Below are 20,537 nucleotides of genomic sequence, written 5' to 3'. Positions count from 1 at the left end.
CTTCGGTACGTTACCCATCGAGCAAATTTTACCCGACGTGTCGGAAGCGCAATTGCGCCAATTTCGGCGGCGCAAATCTAGCGTAAATGGCTACCAGCAGGTCAGAAGCGAATATTCCGGACCATGTCGTAGACGCCGGTAATCCACAGCAGCAGTGGAATGATCGACGCCACCATGGCGCCGTCGAGCAGTTCCAGAATCCGCTTCATCACCGGCGAAACGCGACGGACCTGAGCCATTGCTCCGACCGATATCAGCGCGACCACGCCTGCAACGAGGTAAGTGGTCAACATCAACCAGGCGTAGTGCGGGTACCACAGGCTCAGCTTGACCACTAGGCCAGTGGGAATCACCACCGCCGCCGTCAGCAACGCCCACGCACACCAGGGGTCGGCGTAGAGGCGCGACCGGAATGCGCAGATGACCGTGATCAGACCCGCCACCACCAGGGTGTGCACGAAGAAGTGTCCCTTCACCACCACTGCGATCGCACCGGCGGCAAGGATCAGCATGCCGGCCGTGACGTACCCGATGAGTAGCTGTTTGGCCAGTTTGCTGCGCTCGGTAAGCCGGGCGGCCGATGCTGGTGCCGATGCGATGATGGCCTGCCATGTTGGGGTCTCTTCGTTGGTGGCGTCCTGGGCGGTAATGGGGTCCAGCAGCTCCTCGTTGTCCACGGTCTCGCCCGGAACGGGAATGGGAGGCAGAGCGATGCGTGCGACAGCGACGGTTAGCTTGGCCGCGTTCGTGACGATAAACAGTCCGAACGCGATCGCACCGGCGGGCACCCAGTCCTGGTAGCCGTAGCCAAAGGCAATCGCCGCGCCGATCACCGCGATCGATGTGATCACGACGAACGACGTCACTTCGTGACGCTGTCGCGGGCCGCCGCGTACCAACAACGTCACAAAGAACACCGCAGTGGCCGCGGCGGCCAGCTGGGGAGCTCCCAGCGAATGGACTCCGCGCGGCAGCGGAACCGCAATGGCCGCAGCGACGGCGATCAGCGGGTAGGCCGTGAGCAGCAGGCTCTCCGATAGGCGTGCATTCTGATAAAACCGTTTGGCGACGAAGGAGCCCGCGAGGACGGCGATGCCGATCAGGCCGATCGCCAGCGGCCAGAACAGGCTCCGTCCGGTTTGCCACCACGCCCGCATGGCCACCGCCGTGACCGGCAGGGTCAGCACCGGGATTGCCACACCGATGAAACGTTCCATCGCTGTGCGGTCGAACTCGGGTGACTCGTCGAGGACGGCGATCGCGTCGATGACGTCTTCGACCAGCGGCCGATAGCGCTCCGTCCGGCTGGCCGATACCAGGGTCAGCAACGACCCGTCGACCACCCCGGCCTCATCAAGGGATTGATCCGGCTTCAGTGGCGGGAATCCGGGTCGGGCGAATGTCCAGACACCTTGTGCGGCAAAGTCAAAGCCGGCGAGGACATCGGCCGGGGTGTCTTCCAGTAGCTCGGCCAGGACCGCGACCGTTTCGTCGATGTAGGTCCCGATGGACACCGCCGCGGGCAGCACCAGATCGGTCATCCGCTTGCCGGTAAGGACGGTCACCCGGGTGGTTGCAGGTTTTGGGGGAGTTGTCCCCGTGGCGGCGGCGGGGGCAGCCACAGCAGGTGCGCTCAACGACGTCCAGCCCTTTCGAAATCGTCGGATAAAGCCGCGGCCAACTCGAGCACCCGTCGTCGGTAGACAGGCCCAAGTCGGTCGAGCTGAATTTCTGTTCCAGCCGCGATGTGCTTGTCCCACGGTAGGACCACGACGCGGCCGGGGTGGAGCTGCTGCTCGAACTGGCGGACCAACTGCTTTTCGGAAACGTTGGTTTCACCCACCGATGCATGGTTAACCGCCACGGTCGCCCGGCTGAGCAGCTCCTGATATCCGTTGTGGCGCAACCAGTCCAGCGCGATTGCGGCTTGTCGAGCGCCATCGACGGATACGTTTGTCAAGATCACGATCGCCGACGCCGTGTCGAGCGCGCTGCGCGTGACCGGGTCAAACAGACCCGCCCCGCAGTCGGCCAGCACCAGGTTGTAGAACCTCGACACGGTATCGACCGCGAAGCGCAGGTCCTCGCCGCTGAGCCCGCGTTTGGCTGCCGTGTATTCCTGCGTGGGGAGTATCTCGAGGTTGGCATCGTTGACGCTGGTGTGCGCGCGGACATCGTTGTAGTGCGACACCTGCGGATCAGCCAACAGATCTGCGATGGACGACGGCGAGGAACGGCCCGCGCGTTCGGCGAGGTTCCCCGAGCCAGGATCGGCATCGAGCACCAGGATCCGATCGCCGCGCACCTGCGCCAGCGTGGTGCCCAAAGTGACGGTGGTGGTCGTCTTGCCCACGCCGCCTTTCAGCCCCAACACCGCGATCTGGTAGGAACCGCGGGGGCGTCGACTGATCCGGGTATGCAGGTCCAGCTCGTATTTCTCGTCGGGCGATAGACCGAAATTGATGCGTGTGACCGCGTGCGCCCAGCGTCGCCAACCACGCTTGGGCACCGATTTCGCGGGTTTTTTGGCGCGACGATCCGCTACCGGTGCGGGTTCGGTCACGGGCTGAGCTGGTGCAGTCGTGTCGGGGGGTTGAGCCCGCACTGGCCCCGGGGGTTGAGCCCGGGTGGGCACGAACGGGGGCGGGGTCGGTGTGGTCGCCGGGTGGGAATCGGCGGTCTGCTGGGCTCGTCGGCGGGCTCGGCGCCCGCCGGCACGATCCGGCGCGGAGTCGGCGGGAGGTTGCGGCCCCGGGGATTCCGATCCGGTGAGGCGATCGGTCGGTTGACCCTGCGGCAACCAGGCGAAGGAGGACGGCGCGTGCCGAGCCACCGGCCCCGTTTCTTCAGGTGGGGGGCGCAACGGGCTGAATGCGTCGGTTGCCGCCTGAATTTCGCCAGGCTCCGGGCGGTAACGGTGACCTCTACGCGCGCGCCGCGAATGACGGGCCGGCTCGGAACCCGGCTCCGGCGGCGGGGGTTGATCGGGCCCGCCGATCCGCACTCTGCGACGTGGCAGTTCGGTCGCGTCGTGGCGAGACGGCGGTGGACCGCTAGCCGGTGTCGGGTGCGGTTCGGTCGCCGGCCGCGGGGGTCCGGGCGGCGCCGGTGGTGTCGGCGGGCGCTCGGCAAACGGCATCACACGTGCGGGTGGCTGAGCTGCTCCGGCTGCTGGTTGAGCCGAGATGCGCGGTGATTCGGGTGGTGCCGGTGTTGGTCGTGGTCCGCCGGCGGGCATGGGTGGGGCGGGTGGTGTCGCTGGTGGTGGCGGCGGTTCGGGTGCGGCGTGTTCCGGCTCGGTGGCAACCGGTGGCGCTGGCGGCGCTTTGGGTTCCGATGTTGGTCGCGGGCCGCCGATGGGCATGGAGGGACGCGGCGGTGTGGGTCCAGCGGCCTGGGGTGTGGCCGGCATCGCGGCCGCCGACGGCTCGAGGGAATCCGGCGCCCGCTCCGGTGGTGCCGGTGGTGCCGGTGGGGGTTCCGGTGGTGCCGGCGGGGGTTCGGGGGGTGCCGGCGGGGGTCCGCCGATGGGCATCGGGGGCCGCGGCCGTTCGGGTGCGGTGTGTTCCGGCTCGGTGGCAACCGGTGGTGCTGGCGGCGCTTCGGGTTCCGATGTTGGGCGCGGGCCGCCGATGGGCATGGGGGGACGCGGCGGTGTGGGTCCAGCGGCCTGGGGTGTGGCCGCCGACGGCTCGGGGGAATCCGGCGGCCGCTCCGGTGGTGCCGGTGGTGCCGGTGGGGGTTCGGGCGGTGCTGGCGGCGGCTCTAACGGGGCTGGTGGAGGCCCGCCGATCGGCATCGGCGGCAAGGGTGGCTTAGCTGCGCCGGCTGAAGGTTTGAGGTCGGTGTGGGACGGCGCGGCGGAGGCCGGCGGAAATGGTTGCGACCAGTCAATCGGCGTGGCGGGGCCATCGCCATTTGGTTTGTCGGGTTGTTGCGCGGCACCGGCACCGGCATCGAAGTACGATTGCCCGGCTGTTTCGTCTGGAGGCTCTGCGCCCTCAGCGGCCTGAAAAAGCTTGTCGTAGTCGGCCGGCATGAGAACCTCTCAGAAGTTCGTCAAATAGGACAAAGCACGAGAAGGGGCGAGATCCCCCGCGGGGTGGAACTCGCCCGATCTCGTGCTTCGATATTCTACGCGAATTGAAGGGTGACTTACGCGAACATCCCGGTCACGTTGCCTTCGGTCGAGGACATGGCCTGACCGGCCTCGCTGATGGTGCGGGCCAGGTTGGTCAACGAGTCGTTGAGTTCTTTGGCCGTGGCGTGCCAGCGCTGCTGAACACCCTGGTAGGCGTCCGAACCGCTACCGCCCCAGGCCGCAGCCAGCTTCGCCAGCGACCCTTCGCCCTCTTCGAGAAGAGAACTAATGGTGCCGGAATTGCCCTGAATTGCGCTAGCCGCCGCCTCGATGCCGGCGAAATTCCACTGCTGTTCTGTCATGTCGTATTGCTCCGTTTTCTTTGAGGTATTAGGGGGATTAGAAGCCCATTTGCGAAGACAGCGCTTGCTGCTGCTCTTCGTCGGCCTTGGAGTATTGGACGCCGGCCTGGCGAATATTCGTCGAAATCTCCTCGAGTTCGGCTTTCTGCTTGTTAGCCGCCTCCTGGAAACGCACCACCGCAGCCTGGGCGGCCGCGCCGGCCGCGCCGCGCCACTGGCTCTGCAGCGAGCCCGCGGTTGACTCGACCTGGTCGATCTGGGTCTTCAGATCGCCGGAGATCCGCTCGAAATTACCTGCCTCCTGCGCGAGGGTAGCGGCATCGGTCTTCATCTCTGCCATGCTGGACTACTTTCTCTCTTTCTATTCCTCGCCAATTTGTTGGCAAGTCTTCCGGCCCGGGTGGCCGGGAAGTCTGTTGTTGGTGGCGACCATCACCAGTCGTCCTCGTCGTCCCAGTCTTCTTCGTCGCCTTCGTCGCGCTCCTGGGTCAGCGTCGCCGGTGTCGCCAGCCCCGGTCGCGTCGAGCCGCCGCCTCCCGCGCCGGCGCCCATCCCGCCAGCACCCACCGGGGCTGCGCCACCCGCCGCCGAGGACCCGGCGGCCGCCGCCGGCTGCACAGACGGACCGGCCACCGGCTTTTCGAGCAGCTCACCCATAAGCGGCGTGCGGGTCAACGTGCCACCCGCGCCGGGCAGTGCTTCGCCGCGCAGCAACCCTGCGCCCATGCTCGCGCCCGAGCCCCCGGCCAAGGGGTGGTTGGACAGCGGGCTGGCGCCGAGCAACCCCATCTGCACGCCTTCGTCGTCGCCCAGGCCGCCGCTGCTACCGGAGCTGCCCGCCTGGCTGAACATTGATGTCATCTGCTGTGCCGGCTGAGTCAGCTGCTGCATGGGACCGCTCGCCTCGACAACTTGGGAAGCTGTCGCCTGCAGATCGCTAGCCGGTACGCCGGTGACTTGGGAGGCCATGTCCAGGAACGGAGTTGACGAGGTCATGCCCTGGCTCGCGCTGGGATCCAGAATCGACGTCATCGGCTCGAGCTTCTCGAAAAGCGTGTTAGCCATGGTCTCGGCCTGATAGACGTCCATCGCGAGGGCCGCCTGGTTCCACATCCGGACGAAATAGTCCATCTCGGTGAACGCGATCGGCACCGTATTGATGCCGAAGAAGTTGGTGGCCGTAAGGACCGCATGGGTGATGTGGTTGGCGAAAATCTCCGGTAGCGACGGCGTGGTCGCCATTGCTTGCGTGTAGGCGGCGGCCTGCGCCGCCGCTCGCAGTCCCCGTGTCTTCGCCTGCATGGAGGCGGTTTGCAGCCAGGTCACCATGGGCAGCGCATTGGCAATGGCCTTCTCACTACCGCCGCCGGTCCAGGCCTCGCCAAGGGAATTCAAGCGTGCGGTCAACTCAATGGCCTGGGCGTCCAAGGCGGCCGCCAGCGCCTCCCATCCCGCGGCGCACGCCAGCATCGGAGCCGGGCCCGCTCCAGCCATAAGCCGCGCGGTGTTCAACTCCGGTGGCATTGCGTGCCACAGCATGCTGACCACTCCTCTCCGTCGCGATATGTCTGTTTGGTCGAGCTGTTAGGAGATGACGCCAGCGGCGCCGTCGTCCACTTCCGAATAGCTACGAGCGATGTCTTGCACCGCATTGCCCGCCCGTCGGAGTTCGGCCTGGGCCGAGGAGTTTGAAGCCAGCATCTGGATGCCCTCTGACGTGAATTTCGCCGCCGCGTGCACCGACACCTCGTCGGCGCCTGCGGGCGCCAACCCGGTCACCGACGTCAACGCCGCCTGGCCAGCTGCCACACCGCTGAGAGCGTTTTCGCTCACCTGCGTGCCGATGTCGGCCGCGGCCGCATCGTGTGACATTTTCTCCATTTGCCTACTTCTTCTCCTTATTTGTCCTCCGGACGCCAAATGGCTTTTGTTATGGCCGGAAACAAACCCGTCGAAGAGCGCTTCCCCGGGGTCTGATTCCCGCGATCTCGGTGATGCTTCATCCGCGATTGAATTAATCTTAACCGGGGGTCGGGGGTGCTGCGAACACTTCTTCTGGCGGCTCGATGTAGGGCGCCTGGATGACCTCTTTGCCGTCCGGTGAGACCAGAAATGCCTGGCCAGGGGGCCGGCGCTTGACCTTGAACTCGCTCGACGGGAATTCCTGCTTCTCCCCGGAAAGGAACATTGTCGGGGCGCCGGACCCGAATGCGGCGCCGACGAACTTGTCCATCGTTGCCTTGTACGCCTGACTCATTTGACAGGTGACGATGATGTGTAACCCGATATCGGATGCCGCTGGCAATAGTGGCGCTAGTGGAGCCATCGGCGGCATACCGCCGGCGGCGCCCACAATCATGTGCCAATCGTCGACCAGAAGTACGACATCAAATCCGCTCCACCATGACCGCGAGCGCAGCTGGGCTGTGGTCAGGTCGGCCGGGGGCAACCGCTTCTTCAAGTTGGCGGCCAGCGCCTTGACGGCCTCGTCCAGACTCGCGCTGTTGCGGTTGATGGCGCCGGCGGCCAGCAGATGGGTATCCGGCACCGCGTCCAATAGGCCAGAACGGTAGTCGGCGAGCATGAAGCGCACCTGATCGGGGCTGTTGCGCGCGCAGATTGCACGAGCGATGGCATGCGCGATGGTCGTCTTGCCCGACTTGGCCGCTCCGAAGATCAGCAGATGCGGGTTGGTGTGCATGTGGCTGTAGGCCACCGCCATGTCCGTTTCGCGCAATCCGACCGGAATCTCCCACCGAGTGCGGTAATCGGACTCGGGTCCCGGCGGATTGGGGTCGAGTTCGTGCAGATGAATCCGCTCCGGCAAGATCCGGACCGGCGGCGCCTGATCGGTGTGCTGCGATGCGATCTGCGCCACCCCGGAAGTTATCGCCTCCACCATGTCATTGGCGCTGTGTACGCCGTCAAACCGGGGTACACCGATCATTAGGTGGTGTTTCTCCATCGACACCGCCCGGCCCGGTCGGTTGGCCGGGATCTCTCGGGCTATCCGGTCGATCTGGGTCTCGTTCACGTCGCCGAGGCGGAATTCGATCTTCGTGCCGAGGTAGTCGCGCACCCGCGACTTCAGTTCCGTCCAGCGGGGTGTCGAGATGATGGTGTGGACACCGAACGACAGACCTTGTGCGGCCAGATCCTGGACCTGCCCCTCCAGATCTGGAAACTCGCCGACGAAGGCCGGCCAGCCATCGATGATCAGAAACACGTCGCCGTACGGGTCGGCTGCAACCGGTTGGTCCGGATCGTCACGCAGCTGGCGGTACATCGCGATCGAGCCCACCCGGTGTTCCTTGAAGGTGGCTTCCCGCTGCCGCATCACGGCCTGCATCTCCGCCACCACCCGGAAGACCTTGTCGGGTTCGGACCGGCTTGCCACCCCACCCACGTGGGGCAGGTTCTCCAGGTAAATCAGCCCTCCGCCGCCGAGGTCGATGCAGTAGAACTGCACATTGCGCGGTGAGTGTGTGGCGGACGCCGACATCACCAAGGTCTGCAGCAGCGTCGACTTACCGGTCTGTGGTGCGCCCCCAATGCCGATGTTGCCACCAGCCCCGGAAACGTCGACACCCCACACATCCTGGAGATGACGGCGCGGTTCATCCATAATCCCCAGCGCAAAGCGCAATGGCTGGCGCCGATCGCGTGCCAGGAGCTCATCGAGTGGCGTTGGGTCGGTCAGTGGCGGTAACCACATCTTGTATGCCCGCGATTCGGCGGTGCCCAGCTGGTCCAGAATGACCTCACGTAGCGTGCTTGATTCCGTGTTGGCGGTCATGATGTGAGCACCTCCTCGACTACCGGCGCCGCGGTAAATTCCCGGATTCGCATGTTGTGCTTGGCCACCTGTGGGCCGGCGCCGTTGCCGTCTCCGCTGGATTCGACTGCCGTCGGCGGCACGTATGGCCCGCTGATATAGAACGTGCTGAACTTGACGGGGTCTTCCATACCGACCCGGAGAAACCCGACGCCGCTCTCCTTGTTGGTGATGTACACCGCTTCCGGAGTGCCGATCACGGCCTTGGACTCGTGCGAGCTGGTGGTGCGCAGCGCGATGCGATAGGTAAGGTTGGGCTCCAGCTTGTCGATGCGGACCCCGCCGGTCTGCAACGACTGGGTGGCCAGCAACAGATGCACCCGCAACGATCGACCCACCCGGCAGATCCGGTCGAAGAGACCGATGAAGTCCGGGTGACTTTGCAGCAGTTCGGCGAATTCGTCGACCACGACGAAAAGCGTTGGCAGCGGCGCAAGGTCGGCGCCGCGCTCACGGTACTTCTCGTACTCGGCCACACCGGAAAGCGCACCGGCGGCGCCCACCTTCATCCCAGCCTGACGCAGGATCGACTGCCGGCGGTCGAGTTCGCCGGTCAACACCTCACCCATCCGGCTGACGAGTTCGGCTTCTTCGGCCATGTTGGTGATGACGGCCGCGGTATGCGGAAGCTTCTCCATCCCAAGGAAAGTCGAGCCACCTTTGAAGTCGGTCAGCAACAGGTTGACCTGATCGGGGTGAGTCATGGCGACCAGAGACAAGATCAAAGTGCGCAAAAATTCGGATTTCCCGGACCCGGTGGTGCCGATGAGCATGCCATGTGGCCCGGCCCCGAACTCGGCGCCCTCCTTGATATCGAGGCTCATGACGTTGCCGGTCTTGAGTTCGTGGCCAAAGGGAATCTTGAGCCGATCACGATCGGTGTCGGTGTACATCCGCCAGCGTGAAGGAACGATCTCTTCGACGGTCTTGGCGCCGACCAGTTGGTGCCATTCGGTTGCCACCTTCTTCTGGACGCGGGACGTCTTATCGAGGATGGTGCCGGTGATGGACCATCCGGCCAGCTTCCGAGCAATGCGGGTGGCTTCCAGCGGCGTCACGCTGTCGGCCAATGACGTCACCAGACGAAATTGCTGGCCGGGCAGCCGGTCATCGGCGGTCCCGTCTTCACCGACGCGGATGCGGTAGGCCGAGCCTCGGTGGTTACCCAACGTGATCACCGTGACACCGGACCTGCCGTCGGGCGGAAATCCGGCCTTACCGCCGGTCAGGTCGATCACGACGACATAGGGGCCGGTGGGAAGCGCGTCGGGTGCGTGTGGACCCCGCGCGGCCAGGTCGGCCAAGCCGTCCGGACGGGTAAAGATCATGCGGACCGGGCCGGCGCCATCCGTATCCGTCTGATGCTGGACGTGGGGCAGCCATTTGAGCCAGGCCCAATCGGGGTTGTCGGGCTCCTCGGTGAGCACTCGGATCTGCAATAGGTCCGGTGGGTGGAATACCGCCAGATGGCAGATCATCGCCGTCAGCAAGCGGTCCGCGCCCGGTCGATCACCGCCGACGGCAATAGTGGGGAAGCTGCGCAATTGCACCAACTTCGGGCAATCGTGGATCAGCCCATGGGTGCGTAGGAACTTGACCACCCACATATGACTAACCGGCTCGAGATACGGCTGGGGGGCCGCGGCCGAGGCTGCCAATTCCCCGCCGACCGCTGGCTTCAGTAGCCGGTCTACCGCGGGCTGGTCACCGATCCCGATGCGGGTGGCGGCGTAGAAGTCGCTGTTGGCTGGCCGGGACCACTGTCGCTCGGTGCCGACGATTGACAGCAGATCTTCGGGATGCGGTGCGTGGTAACCGAAGAAGGCGACCTGAGAAGTCGCCGATGTGGTCACCCGGCCGCGCAGCCCGGCCAGGTACCGGAGGTATTCCTTGCGATCGGCGTTGAGTTCGGGCACCTTCTTGCCGCCGCCGCCGGTGCTACCGGCCAACGTGCCCACCATCATCACGATCATCATCAGCGGCATCATCAACATGTACGGCGAGAGTTGTCTGGTGCCGCCGGCCACCATGATGACGATCATCCCGAGCATGGCCCCGCCCATCACGTAGGGCAGGACCTTCTGCACGCCCGACGGCGGTATGTCGATACCGAGATCGTCGGGCGGTGTCAGGCTGATCTCGCCCGGGGTCAGTCGCGGGCCGCGAGTGATGGTTGGGGTGAATTTTTTTGTGGTCATCAGGGCGCTCCGGGTGTTCCAGCGGGAACTTTTCGAGGACTTGGGTCTGCGGGCAAGGTTTCGTGTTCTAGCAGAGCGGCGTCCTTGGAGAGCACCGGACCGTCCACCAGGAGCCGAACAATCTCCCACGGCGCAGTTTTTGGAACACCCAGGCCCAGCGCCTTCGCCGAGTCGGCGTCGGGCACCCCGTATCGCACGCCTTCCGGGTCGATGTAGTACATCGACTCCCCGTATCGGGGGTCGGGAGACTGCAGCTGGACGAATTTTCCGCCGTCGATGTAGACGGTCGCCGTGCCCTGGATCTGCTTGATACCGCTTTTCATGGTCGATGGTGTGATCGGCAGATGCCGTCCGGTCAGCACGGTCGTCTTCGGTGACAGATCGCCAGCGCTGCGCTCCCATGTCCAACAGACGATGGGCTCGTCCGGGCGGGACATGATCTTGAGGGTTTCATCGGGCAGCGGAGAGGCATAGACCCGCTCTGGGATTCTGACCACCAGGCTCGGTACCACCGCAGGTGGCGCCACCAGCCCATGCGACTGGGTGGCGCGCAGCGCGGCGGCCGTGGTGGCGTTCACCTGAGCGATGCCGTCAGGAAGCACGACGTAGTACTGGGGTCCCTTGTCGGTGTGAATCTGAAAGACCGAGCCGATCACCAGATCTTCAGGCAGCCCAAGAGAATTTGGCGTTCCCGCTCCGGGTATCGGTGGCAGCGCCCAGGGCCCCATTGCAGGCAGCGCGTTGAACATGCCCTCGGATATTGGTACCGCCTTGGCCGTGATGGGTATGCCCATTGCCGAGGTGAGGGCCCGGTCGTTCAAATCAATCGAGTGGCGCCCCTGCGCTGTAACGATCCAGGTTTGGCCCCGGTAGTCGGCCAGCATGGCCTCGTTGGGTTCGATCGGGTTTATCGCTGAATCGATTGTTAACGTCATCGCCAGGATCGACATCTGTACCGAAGGTGAGGAGGTGCCGGCCCGCGAAACGGTGTCACACAGAGCCCACGTCGAGGTCGTATCTGCGGAAACCGGTGTGGCATAGGGGGCGCCCGGTATTCCGATGGTTTGGCCCAGCGGCAGCTTGCTCAGTTCCGAGGACTTCACGGTGGCGGGGCTGGCCGGGTTGCCCAGTATCAGCCGCGCGGAGGTCAGGTTGTAAACGGGATGCAGCTGGCCGGACATCATTACATACAGTTGATTGGTGGCGCGGTCGGTGAGAAGGTTGCTGCCGCCGAGCTTTCCCGCCGGCTTGAAGTAGGCAAGCAGGCCCGCTCCGGCCAGGATCAAAACCGCTACGACGATGCCCAGGGCAATCGAGCGGCTGTAGAACTGCAGGGGGTCATCGAACATACGGGTGTCGCGCCGGACGATGGCATGCTCGACTCGGCGAAGCAGGAAGCGCCAGCCGCTAACCTGAACCTTGGTGGTCAGGCGAAGCCCCATGGTTCACTCTCTCATGTTGAGGTGTGCATGCACCGTGGCGATCGCCTCGGCCATGTCCGCGCCGTTGATCTCTTGAAGTCGGTCTACGTCGAGGGCGTCGATGTCAAGGCCCTGCGCCAGCCGCATGTCGCGGTACTGCTCGGAGGCCTCTACTAATTGTCGCGCGTATCGGCCGTTGCCGGCGATGTCGAGGGCCGGTCGACCGCGCAGGTCCCGGTCGTGCAGCATCTTCGCCGCTTGCAGGAACTCGTCTGCCGCTTCGACGCTCAAGGTCGAGTCATTGCCGTTGGCAATGACTTTGGCGATCTCGAGGAGCTCCTCGGGGGTATAGGTGTCGAACTCGATGCGAGTGGCAAAGCGCGACCGCAGGCCCTCGTTGGTTTCTAGCAGCCGGTCAATATCGGAGCTGTACCCGGCGATGATCACCACCAACCGGTCGCGGTCGTTTTCCATCCGGGCCAGCAGGGTGTCCATCGCTTCTTGCCCGAATGGATCGGTGCGCCCATCGCGTTCCTGTACCAGCGCGTAGGCCTCGTCGATGAACAGCACACCACCCAAGGCGTGATCGACCGTCTTGGCGGTCTTCACCGCGGACTGGCCCTCGTACTCCGCGACAAAGTCCTTGCGCGAGGTCTCGACGAGCTTGGGCTCGGAGATGACCCCCAGTCCGGCCAGGATATTGGCCACCACTCGCGCAATCGTGGTCTTGCCCGTACCCGGCGGGCCGGTAAAGATCATGTGCTTGCTCGGTTGTGCGACCTTCATCCCCTTGGCAGCGCGAACGCGCGCCATCATGGTCGCGGCGCGATATCTCTCAATTTGGGTTTTCACCCGAGTGAGTCCGATTTGCCGGTCCAACTCCGCTTGAGCCTCGGCCAGCAGCTGTTCGCGGCCGGAGTTGTCGGTCACGACGCTGGCCGGATCCCACGGGTCCGAGCGGGAGGCTATCTGCTCAGCGGTGGTCGTCTTGAGCCGATAGGACGGATCCTTCAGAGCCGCGGAAACTTTCGCGTCCGGGTGGGTGGTCTGCAGCCATTCCAGCAGGGCTACCGCGGCGTCTTCATTGCCCTGTCCGCGGCGTGCCATCGCCAGATACCACGCGATGGCGCGAGCGCACGCTTCGCCGGCCGGCGAATCGTTGGCTTCGGTGAGCCGACGTTCGGCTTCGGTAAACAGCCCAAGTTTGGCGGCCGCAACGCCGTGCGCGACACCGCCGGCGCCGGCCAGGAACTTATCCGGCCACTTCGCCGCGCCCTTGACTTCGTCGATCACGTCGGTCCATCGTTCGGCCGCACCGTATATCACGGCCTTGATCCACGACACCAGATGTTCGGAGCCCTGGACCGCGCTGGCCTCGATCGCTTCCATCGCGTCGGCGTAATTACCCTGCGCCGCTTCGGATGACGAGAAGCCCATGGTGATGGCCAGGGGCGATGTGACCGGATAGGTGATGTCCCCGTACAGGCCCCCGATGGGGACCCTGGCGTTGAGGGTGCTCATCGAGATCTGCGCCGATCCGGCCAATTGTCCGAAGTTTCTACGCGAATACCAGGCGCGGAACAAAGTCACTCGATCGATGTCGCCGCATCGGACCCGGCCGATCCACGCATCGCACGCCGACTCGTCATAGTTGGTGATTTCGGTGAACAGCTCCATGGACCGTGCCTCCGACAACGGCAGCATGCCGACGGCACTCTCGAACAGACCAGCCAGACGATCAGTCATTTATTACCGTTCGTTGTAACGAGAGGTGTAATCGACCTCGTAGCGGGTGGCGAACACCTCGGCCTCGGCCGCGGCCGCCTCTTCCGGTGTCGGCAGGTTCAGCGTCATACCGACGAACTCGCGCAGCAGATTGTTGTCTTGCTCATTGTCGCCCGCCACCTCGCTCATACTCTCGACCATAAGTGTGTGCTGGGCCGCACGCGCCTTCTGCCTGGCCAGGTCCGCGATGACGAAGATCTCTTCGGCGAGTCCGGATTCGGTCATGCTCGACGCCTTGTCCGTGACCGTGATTTGCTGGATGATGCCACCCATCATCGCCGTAACCGACACGGTGCCTTGGGGGTTGGTCACCGTGAACATCTCCAGGTCGGGTTCTTCTTCCTTCTCGGTCAACCCATGAAGGGCGTCCAGGTCGGTCCCGGCGTCCTCTTGGTGTTCCGGCGCGTAGTCGTCCAACGCGTCCAGCGAGGACTCGTCGGCGGCACCGCCGCCAGAGAAATCCAGGGCGCCGAGATCATCGTTGTAGTCGTTCCCGGGCAGGTCCACTGTGGCGTCCCTTTCTGAGTTCGTAGCTGCGAATGAAAAGTCAGCCTCGGGCGGAGGCTCCGGCCTGATCCGAGGCGCGATCTAACCAGGAGCCCGCGGGAAGCAGCTCGAGCAGGCTCTCCAGCGCGCGCTCGAGATTTTGCTGTGTTCCCGGAAGGAAGCTTCCGTAGAGCTCGCCGCCAACTTGGCGGGGAAGCGAAACGATCCTGCCGTGTGGCGAGTCGAGAACACCGACGGCCGCTTTGGTGTGCGTGGTTGTGCCGCCGGAGTGGCGTTGGCTGGCGACAATCTCCACCCAGCTGTTCGGGTTGGTCACAATCTCTGTGTAGATGCGGGCCATGGTGGGCGCGAGGCCGTACCTTGTCAACTGCGCGGCACTCGTGCACTCGGCAAGTTCGCTTGCAACGCCGGTCAACGGTTCCACGTTGGCGGGTTCCGCATTACCCAGCACGGTTGTCACCATGTTCGCTAGGCCAACCCCGGGAGCCACCAGCTGCAGCACCAACATGTCGTCGTTGCGCGCCGCGATGACGTGGATATCGTCCTTGCGGCACACCACAAATCGCACCATCTCGCCGCCGACATCGCGGCGCCACCAGCGCCCTTCCAGGGTCCGGTCCGGCCTGGAGAGCGTGCCGACCATGGACGCAACTGCCGGATGCGGTTGTCCGTTGGGGTCCAGCACGCCCTGCCCGGTGAGGTCGCGCCGTACCTGGTCCCAAACGATCTCGCGCAGATCCTCCTGCGGGATGTTTTGTCGGATCCCAAGTGCGACAGGGAAATCAACCAGGTGCAACCGGTCAGCGATCACCAACATGCCGTCGATGGTCACTTCGACTCCGACGACATCGTCGGCGACGCCCGCGCGACCGGTAGCGAGCGGACCGGTCATCTCAGCCGAAGATCTTATCGATTATGCCGGCGAGGCCTTCGTCAGAGCTGAGGTAGGCGCTGGCCGCGGAAAGCAGATTATTCGCCAACCCACCTGTAACTCCCTGCAGACCGGTGCCTGTGCTATTGCGGGTGGTCTCGAACTCTTGGAGGGTGTCGTTGAATTTGTTGGTGAACGAACCGTGCGTGATCATCACCCGCTGGCTGATCCCGCTAACGACGTTGGTTGCGGATTTCAGTTCACCAACAATCTCGTTGTGTATGCCCGCCAGTACCTTCAAGAATGACGGTACGACGCCCAGTATTCCTGTCATTGGGGTAGACCTTTCCTCTACGTCTAACTTTTTACTCGCTATGGCTTTGGCTCGCTATGGCTTTGCCTGGCTAGGGGCGCAGCCTTGCCGGATGAGGTGCTTAAAGGACGGTCCCTTGCTGGCCCTGCTGGCCGCCGCCGGATCCGGAGTCGATGGGTGCGCGCTCGGCATCGGCTGCGCCCGCGGCGGCACCCTCCTCGTCCTCCTTCGTGTCGCTCACCAGCGTGGCCTGCTGTCCGCCACCGCCTTGGGAAGCTTGTGACGAGATCATCGAGGCCTGTTGGCCGGCCATGCTGCCCAGTCCGGTAGGCCCGCCGCCGGCGGCCACGAGGTGTTGCAGTTGGCCCATCGTCGCCGTCACTGCACTCACGTTGGGCAGATTGGCAAAGCCGAGGAGGTTGGCGAAGCTCAGGTTGGGTAGCCCGGCGACGCCGCCCAAAAAGTCGGGCAACGCGGCCAGGTCCGTCCAGGTCGGCAGGCTGCCCAAATTGCCCACACCGGGGATCAAGTCACCCAGGCCGGGCAGACCGGGGAACAGGTCCGGGATGGTGGGTAGCCCGGGCAAGCTGGGAAACCCGGGGATGGGCAAGCCCGGGAACGGAAAGTCGATGCCGGGCAGGCCCGAGGCGGGCGGGAATTCGAAACCAGGCAATCCCGGGATCGGCAGGTTCCAATCGGGAATGTCGACCTTGGGTGGCCAGGAGAAGTCCGGAATGCCTGGCAGGTCGGGTAGGCCCGGGATGGGGATGTCGGGCAGCTTGGGCGGCCACAAGTCGTCGATGATGCCGGGGATGTCTGGAATGGGCAGGCCCGGGAACTTGGGCAGGGTGGTCAACATTTCGAGCAGCCTGCCCAAAATGCCCTTCAGGTTGGTCATGTTCATCAATGTCATGATCGTCAGGTAAAGGAGCGCGCCGCCGACGACGGCCATCGCAAGACCGGACATGGGTATTGCGAGCTGCCACGACCACAGGTGGCCGAGCAGCGGAACCTTTTCAAGGCCTTTGCAAACCTTGTAGACACCATCGATCATCTTCTTCATCGCGTTGAGGACGTCGCGCGTGTTCGACACGTATTTGGCCTGATTCGAAATCAGGTTGCCGGTCAAATAGTCGAGATCACCCATCACCTTCGCGCGAAGTTGCTGAGCGATGTTCTGGTTCAAATATGCGTCTGCGGCTTGGCCGATCCAGTTGGTGCCCGGAATGGCGAGCCCCATCTTGTCGGCGATTCCCTTGAAGAGCGACGAACCGGTGTTGAAGATGTCGCCTGGGTCGGGGAGGCCTTCTCCGAGCAAGAGCAACTGGCCCCAAATGAAGTTACTCGTCGTCTTGCAAAGATCGCTTCCCGCCATTTGCGTGGTTCCTTACACTCGCTGTTTTGCGCACTGCCTATTCGTGTGCAACTTGGTTCCGCATGTTGAGCTTAGCAGCGCTGAGGTGAGGCTAGATGCACGAATTTTTCGGTGCGACCGGCATTTTCGCGTGCACGGTGCATTAGACCGCATAGGCATGTATCGGGGTGGCGTGAACGTTCCCCGAACAATCGAACCGAGTGCTTCATTGTGTGACAACACTCGGCGACAACCTCAATTGATTTGGCGGATAAGCGCTTCAATAGCGTCGACCGTTTCGGCGGGCAAAGCCTCTTCGGCTTCAGCGCGGACGATCACTTCTTCGGGCACTCCGGCCGCTTGCGCGGTTTCCGAAGTGGAAAGGTTCGCCCGCCGACGCGCGGCATATAAGCGTTGCGCTAGCGTGGCGCCCGGCGCGGTTGCTCCCAGGGTCATCAACTTGTCGTGATGACGGCGCACCGCGCCCAACGCCTTGATCAGCTCGGGGGTAATCCGACTGATGCGAGTCGCCTGAACGGCAATCTGTTCGAGTTGGCGTAAATCGGCAAGAATCGGCGCCGCCCGCTCGGTGAAATCCGGATCGTCGGTCGGCGGCAATGCGGCGATGGCCAGGCTGCACGTATCTACCGCAGCGGCAACTGCTTGCGCGATCAACGCGGCCGGGCCGTCTGCTGGGGCAGCCTCCGGGCTGGTTCCGGGCGCCGGGGTGGGGGGCTCCGGATGAGCGACCGGTTCACCCTGGCGGATGCGTGCAATGGTCCCGGCGGGCCACTGCAGCACTTCCTCGAGTTTGGCGCGGGTGCGCTCACGCGGCCAGCTGCGCCCCTTTTCGAAGGCGATTAATGCGCCTGCGTTGATGATCCCGTCGGCGGCAAGGCTGCGCTGGCTGATGTCGAGTTCGCGACGCCGCGCGGCCGCGGCAGCTCCGGCCCGGACCACGCCAGCATCGGGTTCGTTGGTTTGCGCGTCCGACTGGTCGGCCGACGGTTGCTCACGACGCTGCTGTTCAGGCGAATTGGTCGGCCTGGCGACTTCGAACGTCAACGCCTTGCCTCCAGTGGGATCGCCGAACCGGACGAGGGTCTTGTCGCTGACGGTCAGAGAGTCTTTGCGTCGTCCGCCGACGAACATACCGCTCGGGGTGTTGTCGGCGGGCCGCAACCGTCCATCATCGGATACCGCCCGCAAATGTGTCTGGAATTCCCTGCCGAGGGACGCGGCCGCGTTCCTGAGCGCTGTCGCGCGCGACGAACCGTCGCTGTGCGCGACCGGCCGACCTGGTTCGACCGTCGATTCGGCGTTAGGCATCTGAGTCGATTCCTCGCTCGCGGCTCCGGGGGTGGGCAGCAGGGCGTGCTTTCCGCTGGCCAACATCCTAACCGTTGCACCCTTCTCATGCTATGCCTTCGCTACGTTTTGCGGACGAAATCGAGGGCGGATTCGTTGCGGGCTCAATCCGGTCGGAACCGGACTACCGCTACGGTTAAGCCTACCCCGAAGTGTCGCAGGTGGAAACAGTTTATTTGTTGGGTGCGGCGGTTCGGCGCCCGGTCGAGCACCCGGGGCGCAGCCAACTCACAGGAGATAATCCCTGGTCATTGCAGCTCTGATGGCTACAGTGGGGCCGCATCTCCCGAAGTCGTAGCGCCCCGGCCAGGGGTCGCCACCACTAACTGTTGCACTGCGACGGTTCCTCCTATACTCTGCCCAGGCAGAGGTTACGAACCTGCAACGCTTTTATGGAGGAGCGCAACAATATGACCGCAACAGCCCTGTACGAAGTCCCGCTGGGCGTTTGCACGCAAAACCCCGACCGTTGGACGACGACTCCCGACGACGAGGCCAAGACGCTGTGCCGGGCTTGCCCACGGCGGTGGGCATGCGCTCGGGAGGCCGTCGAGTCGCCCGGTGCCGAAGGCCTCTGGGCCGGCGTGGTCATCCCCGAAGCGGGCCGGGCGCGGGCGTTTGCGCTGGGGCAATTGCGCTCCCTGGCCGAGCGCAATGGTTACCCCGTGCGGGAGCGGGTGATCGCCCGATCGGCGTAGCTTGCCGCCACCTCAGCCGCTGCTCGAGGGGTCTGCGGCGAGGTAGTGGCGAGTTGCCAGACACGGCCACAGCGCGAGAAGTCGAAAGATTTCTCGCGCTGTTTCTGTTCGTCGGGACGGTGCTGCTACCTCGCCATTGGCACGAACCTGAAGACAGCGACTTGTCCGGCCAGCGCCTCGAACTCATCGGCCGTGCCGTCACGCACCATTTTTGAGCGCTTCGCAAACGCCACCCCGACCGGTACCGCGGTCGGAAAGACCCGCAGCACCGGGCGAGCTTCCTCGGTGGACAACTCGACGATCCGGACCTGCCGGGACCGGCGCCCCCGGGACAGCGTCCCGGTACCCGCCGCTCGAGCATTGGCCGCCCAGTCCGCCCCCGGATAGCCGGCCACGACATAAAGACTGCCCTGGTAGCTGAACGGTGTCATCGGGGTTCGGCGTAGCCGCCCCGACCTTCGGCCCGGCACCGTCAACACCATCGCGGGCCCGGTCGGTATCCCGAGCTTCTGTACCGCCATCATCAGCTTGTTCATCGGTTTGAGATAGCGCGGTGGGCGTGCGGTTGTCATAACAGCCTCCATGTCGGTTGGGATCCATCCGGGTGTCGTGCCGGGCAGCTGGCCCAGCTCGGGCCAGCGGCGGCGAGTATTCCGTTGCGGTGGTTGTCGTGGTGTGGCTTCCTGTGCCGGTACTGGTCATGAGCTCTACACCTAGGACGGGCCGGCCGCCGGGAAAGTTACAGTCGGCACCAGTAACTTTTTCCGGCAGCGGATCGTCGATGATTCATGAACCACTCGCAGCCACCCGGCGGCCGAATCGATGACGCCTGGCGTCGTCACCGCCCTTATCTGATCAATCTCGGGTTTCAGATAACCGCGGATATCGGTTACGCCGAAGATGCGGCGCAAGAGGCATTTCTGCGTTTGGCACGCACCCAGCCGGACCAGATAGACGATGTTCGCGGCTGGCTGACGGTGGTTACCAGCCGGATCTGCCTCGACCTGGTGCGCTCCGCCCGGGCTCGTCATGAGCAGGCGACCGCCATCGGCCCGGAAGTGCCGGATGCATCACACCATCGGGAACCCGCGGACCGAGTAACCCTCGACGAGGAGATTCAGACTGCGTTGTTGGAGGTACTACGCAAGCTCAGTCCGGGCGAACGGGTCGCCTTCGTGCTGCACGACGTGTTCGGCGTGCCGTTCGACGCGATCGCCCAGACCGTGGGCCGCCCGGCCGGTACCTGTCGTCAGCTAGCACGTCGCGCGCGCGCCAAATTCACTACCGCACAACCGAAGCTGAACGAGGTCACCTCGGCTGAGCACCGGCTCGTCACGGAGAAGTTCCTCACCGCATGCGCCAACGGCGATATTGACGGGTTGACCGCCGTCCTGGACCCGACGGTCTGGGGGGTTGGGACAATACTCGCAGATCACGCGCCGCCGCCACAGGTCAATCATGGGCCGACCGATGTGGCTGCCAACCTGCTGCGCTATGTGGGGCCGGGGGTGACTCTGGTCAGTGCTCCCGTCGGTCAGCCGGTCCTGCTGGCCTTCGCCGGGCGCCGACTTTTTGCCGTCATCGTGCTCACCATCCACGCCCAACTGGTCCACAAGATCGAGGCCACTGCCGATCCGTTAGCGCGGGTCTTCCCGGACGGTCGCCGGCGCCCCAGCCCGAACCCCCAGCGGGGTGAACGGGCCTAACCCCGGCGACACATCCGCCAGGAGGCCACGGCGTGCGC

The 20,537-nt window shown here is 64.3% G+C and carries 18 protein-coding genes; 2 read left to right on the top strand and 16 right to left on the bottom strand.

Features of this window, described 5'->3' with window-relative positions; genetic code table 11:
• Positions 1-101 precede the first annotated feature (101 nt).
• The 15 genes from eccD to espM all read right to left on the bottom strand — a co-directional run bounded on the left by eccD (position 102) and on the right by espM (position 18,056).
• Complete coding sequence (gene eccD / locus MB901379_RS23625) at positions 102-1,637, bottom strand: type VII secretion integral membrane protein EccD (protein ID WP_158018805.1); 1,536 nt, start codon at positions 1,635-1,637, stop codon at positions 102-104.
• Positions 1,634-4,039 (bottom strand): MinD/ParA family ATP-binding protein, encoded by a 2,406-nt coding sequence (locus tag MB901379_RS25400; RefSeq protein WP_158018804.1) that lies wholly within the window; start codon positions 4,037-4,039, stop codon positions 1,634-1,636. Before MB901379_RS25400 ends, eccD begins: the two co-directional genes overlap by 4 nt.
• Positions 4,040-4,155: 116 nt before the next feature.
• The gene (locus MB901379_RS23615) at positions 4,156-4,443 is read right to left on the bottom strand and encodes a WXG100 family type VII secretion target (RefSeq protein ID WP_158018803.1); all 288 of its coding nucleotides are present in this window, start codon (positions 4,441-4,443) and stop codon (positions 4,156-4,158) included.
• 37 nt (positions 4,444-4,480) lie between these two features.
• Positions 4,481-4,783: a type VII secretion system ESX-1 WXG100 family target CFP-10 gene (esxB, locus tag MB901379_RS23610; protein WP_158018802.1), complete on the bottom strand. Its 303-nt coding sequence runs from the start codon at positions 4,781-4,783 to the stop codon at positions 4,481-4,483.
• Positions 4,784-4,875: 92 nt separating this feature from the next.
• Positions 4,876-5,982 (bottom strand): PPE family protein, encoded by a 1,107-nt coding sequence (locus MB901379_RS23605; RefSeq protein WP_158018801.1) that lies wholly within the window; start codon positions 5,980-5,982, stop codon positions 4,876-4,878.
• Between the two features lie 45 nt (positions 5,983-6,027).
• Positions 6,028-6,324, bottom strand: a complete 297-nt coding sequence (locus tag MB901379_RS23600) for a PE family protein (protein WP_158018800.1) — start codon at positions 6,322-6,324, stop codon at positions 6,028-6,030.
• Between the two features lie 139 nt (positions 6,325-6,463).
• A complete protein-coding gene (eccCb, locus tag MB901379_RS23595) occupies positions 6,464-8,239 on the bottom strand; it encodes a type VII secretion protein EccCb (protein ID WP_158018799.1) in 1,776 nt (591 codons plus the stop codon).
• Positions 8,236-10,476 (bottom strand): type VII secretion protein EccCa, encoded by a 2,241-nt coding sequence (gene eccCa / locus MB901379_RS23590; RefSeq protein WP_158018798.1) that lies wholly within the window; start codon positions 10,474-10,476, stop codon positions 8,236-8,238. Before eccCa ends, eccCb begins: the two co-directional genes overlap by 4 nt.
• The gene (eccB, locus tag MB901379_RS23585; RefSeq protein WP_158018797.1) at positions 10,476-11,918 is read right to left on the bottom strand and encodes a type VII secretion protein EccB; all 1,443 of its coding nucleotides are present in this window, start codon (positions 11,916-11,918) and stop codon (positions 10,476-10,478) included. The genes eccCa and eccB overlap by 1 nt, the downstream gene beginning before the upstream one ends.
• Before the next feature lie 3 nt (positions 11,919-11,921).
• Positions 11,922-13,643 (bottom strand): type VII secretion AAA-ATPase EccA, encoded by a 1,722-nt coding sequence (gene eccA, locus MB901379_RS23580; protein WP_158018796.1) that lies wholly within the window; start codon positions 13,641-13,643, stop codon positions 11,922-11,924.
• Between the two features lie 3 nt (positions 13,644-13,646).
• Entirely contained in the window at positions 13,647-14,189 is a 543-nt protein-coding gene (locus MB901379_RS23575; RefSeq protein WP_158018795.1) for a DUF2694 domain-containing protein, read from the bottom strand.
• 40 nt (positions 14,190-14,229) lie between these two features.
• A complete protein-coding gene (locus tag MB901379_RS23570) occupies positions 14,230-15,081 on the bottom strand; it encodes an ESX secretion-associated protein EspG (protein WP_158018794.1) in 852 nt (283 codons plus the stop codon).
• Position 15,082: 1 nt separating this feature from the next.
• Entirely contained in the window at positions 15,083-15,394 is a 312-nt protein-coding gene (locus MB901379_RS23565; protein WP_158018793.1) for an ESX-1 secretion-associated protein, read from the bottom strand.
• Positions 15,395-15,494: 100 nt separating this feature from the next.
• Positions 15,495-16,748, bottom strand: a complete 1,254-nt coding sequence (locus tag MB901379_RS23560) for an EspA/EspE family type VII secretion system effector (RefSeq protein WP_158018792.1) — start codon at positions 16,746-16,748, stop codon at positions 15,495-15,497.
• Positions 16,749-16,982: 234 nt separating this feature from the next.
• Positions 16,983-18,056, bottom strand: a complete 1,074-nt coding sequence (gene espM, locus MB901379_RS23555) for an ESX-1 type VII secretion system transcriptional regulator EspM (protein ID WP_197717907.1) — start codon at positions 18,054-18,056, stop codon at positions 16,983-16,985.
• 449 nt (positions 18,057-18,505) lie between these two features.
• Here espM and MB901379_RS23550 point away from each other — a divergent pair, with 449 nt between their 5' ends.
• Positions 18,506-18,793: a WhiB family transcriptional regulator gene (locus tag MB901379_RS23550; RefSeq protein WP_232021948.1), complete on the top strand. Its 288-nt coding sequence runs from the start codon at positions 18,506-18,508 to the stop codon at positions 18,791-18,793.
• A 125-nt stretch (positions 18,794-18,918) separates the two neighbouring features.
• Here MB901379_RS23550 and MB901379_RS23545 read toward each other — a convergent pair whose 3' ends face one another.
• Complete coding sequence (locus tag MB901379_RS23545; protein WP_158018789.1) at positions 18,919-19,365, bottom strand: nitroreductase/quinone reductase family protein; 447 nt, start codon at positions 19,363-19,365, stop codon at positions 18,919-18,921.
• Between the two features lie 216 nt (positions 19,366-19,581).
• On the opposite strand from MB901379_RS23545, the gene sigI reads away from it, so the two are divergent.
• Positions 19,582-20,499 (top strand): RNA polymerase sigma factor SigI, encoded by a 918-nt coding sequence (gene sigI / locus MB901379_RS23540; RefSeq protein WP_158018788.1) that lies wholly within the window; start codon positions 19,582-19,584, stop codon positions 20,497-20,499.
• The last annotated feature ends 38 nt before the right edge of the window (positions 20,500-20,537 follow it).

It is taken from the genome of Mycobacterium basiliense (assembly GCF_900292015.1).
In the GTDB taxonomy this organism is placed as follows: Bacteria; Actinomycetota; Actinomycetes; order Mycobacteriales; family Mycobacteriaceae; genus Mycobacterium; species Mycobacterium basiliense.
This window is presented reverse-complemented; position numbering and strand designations above follow the sequence as displayed.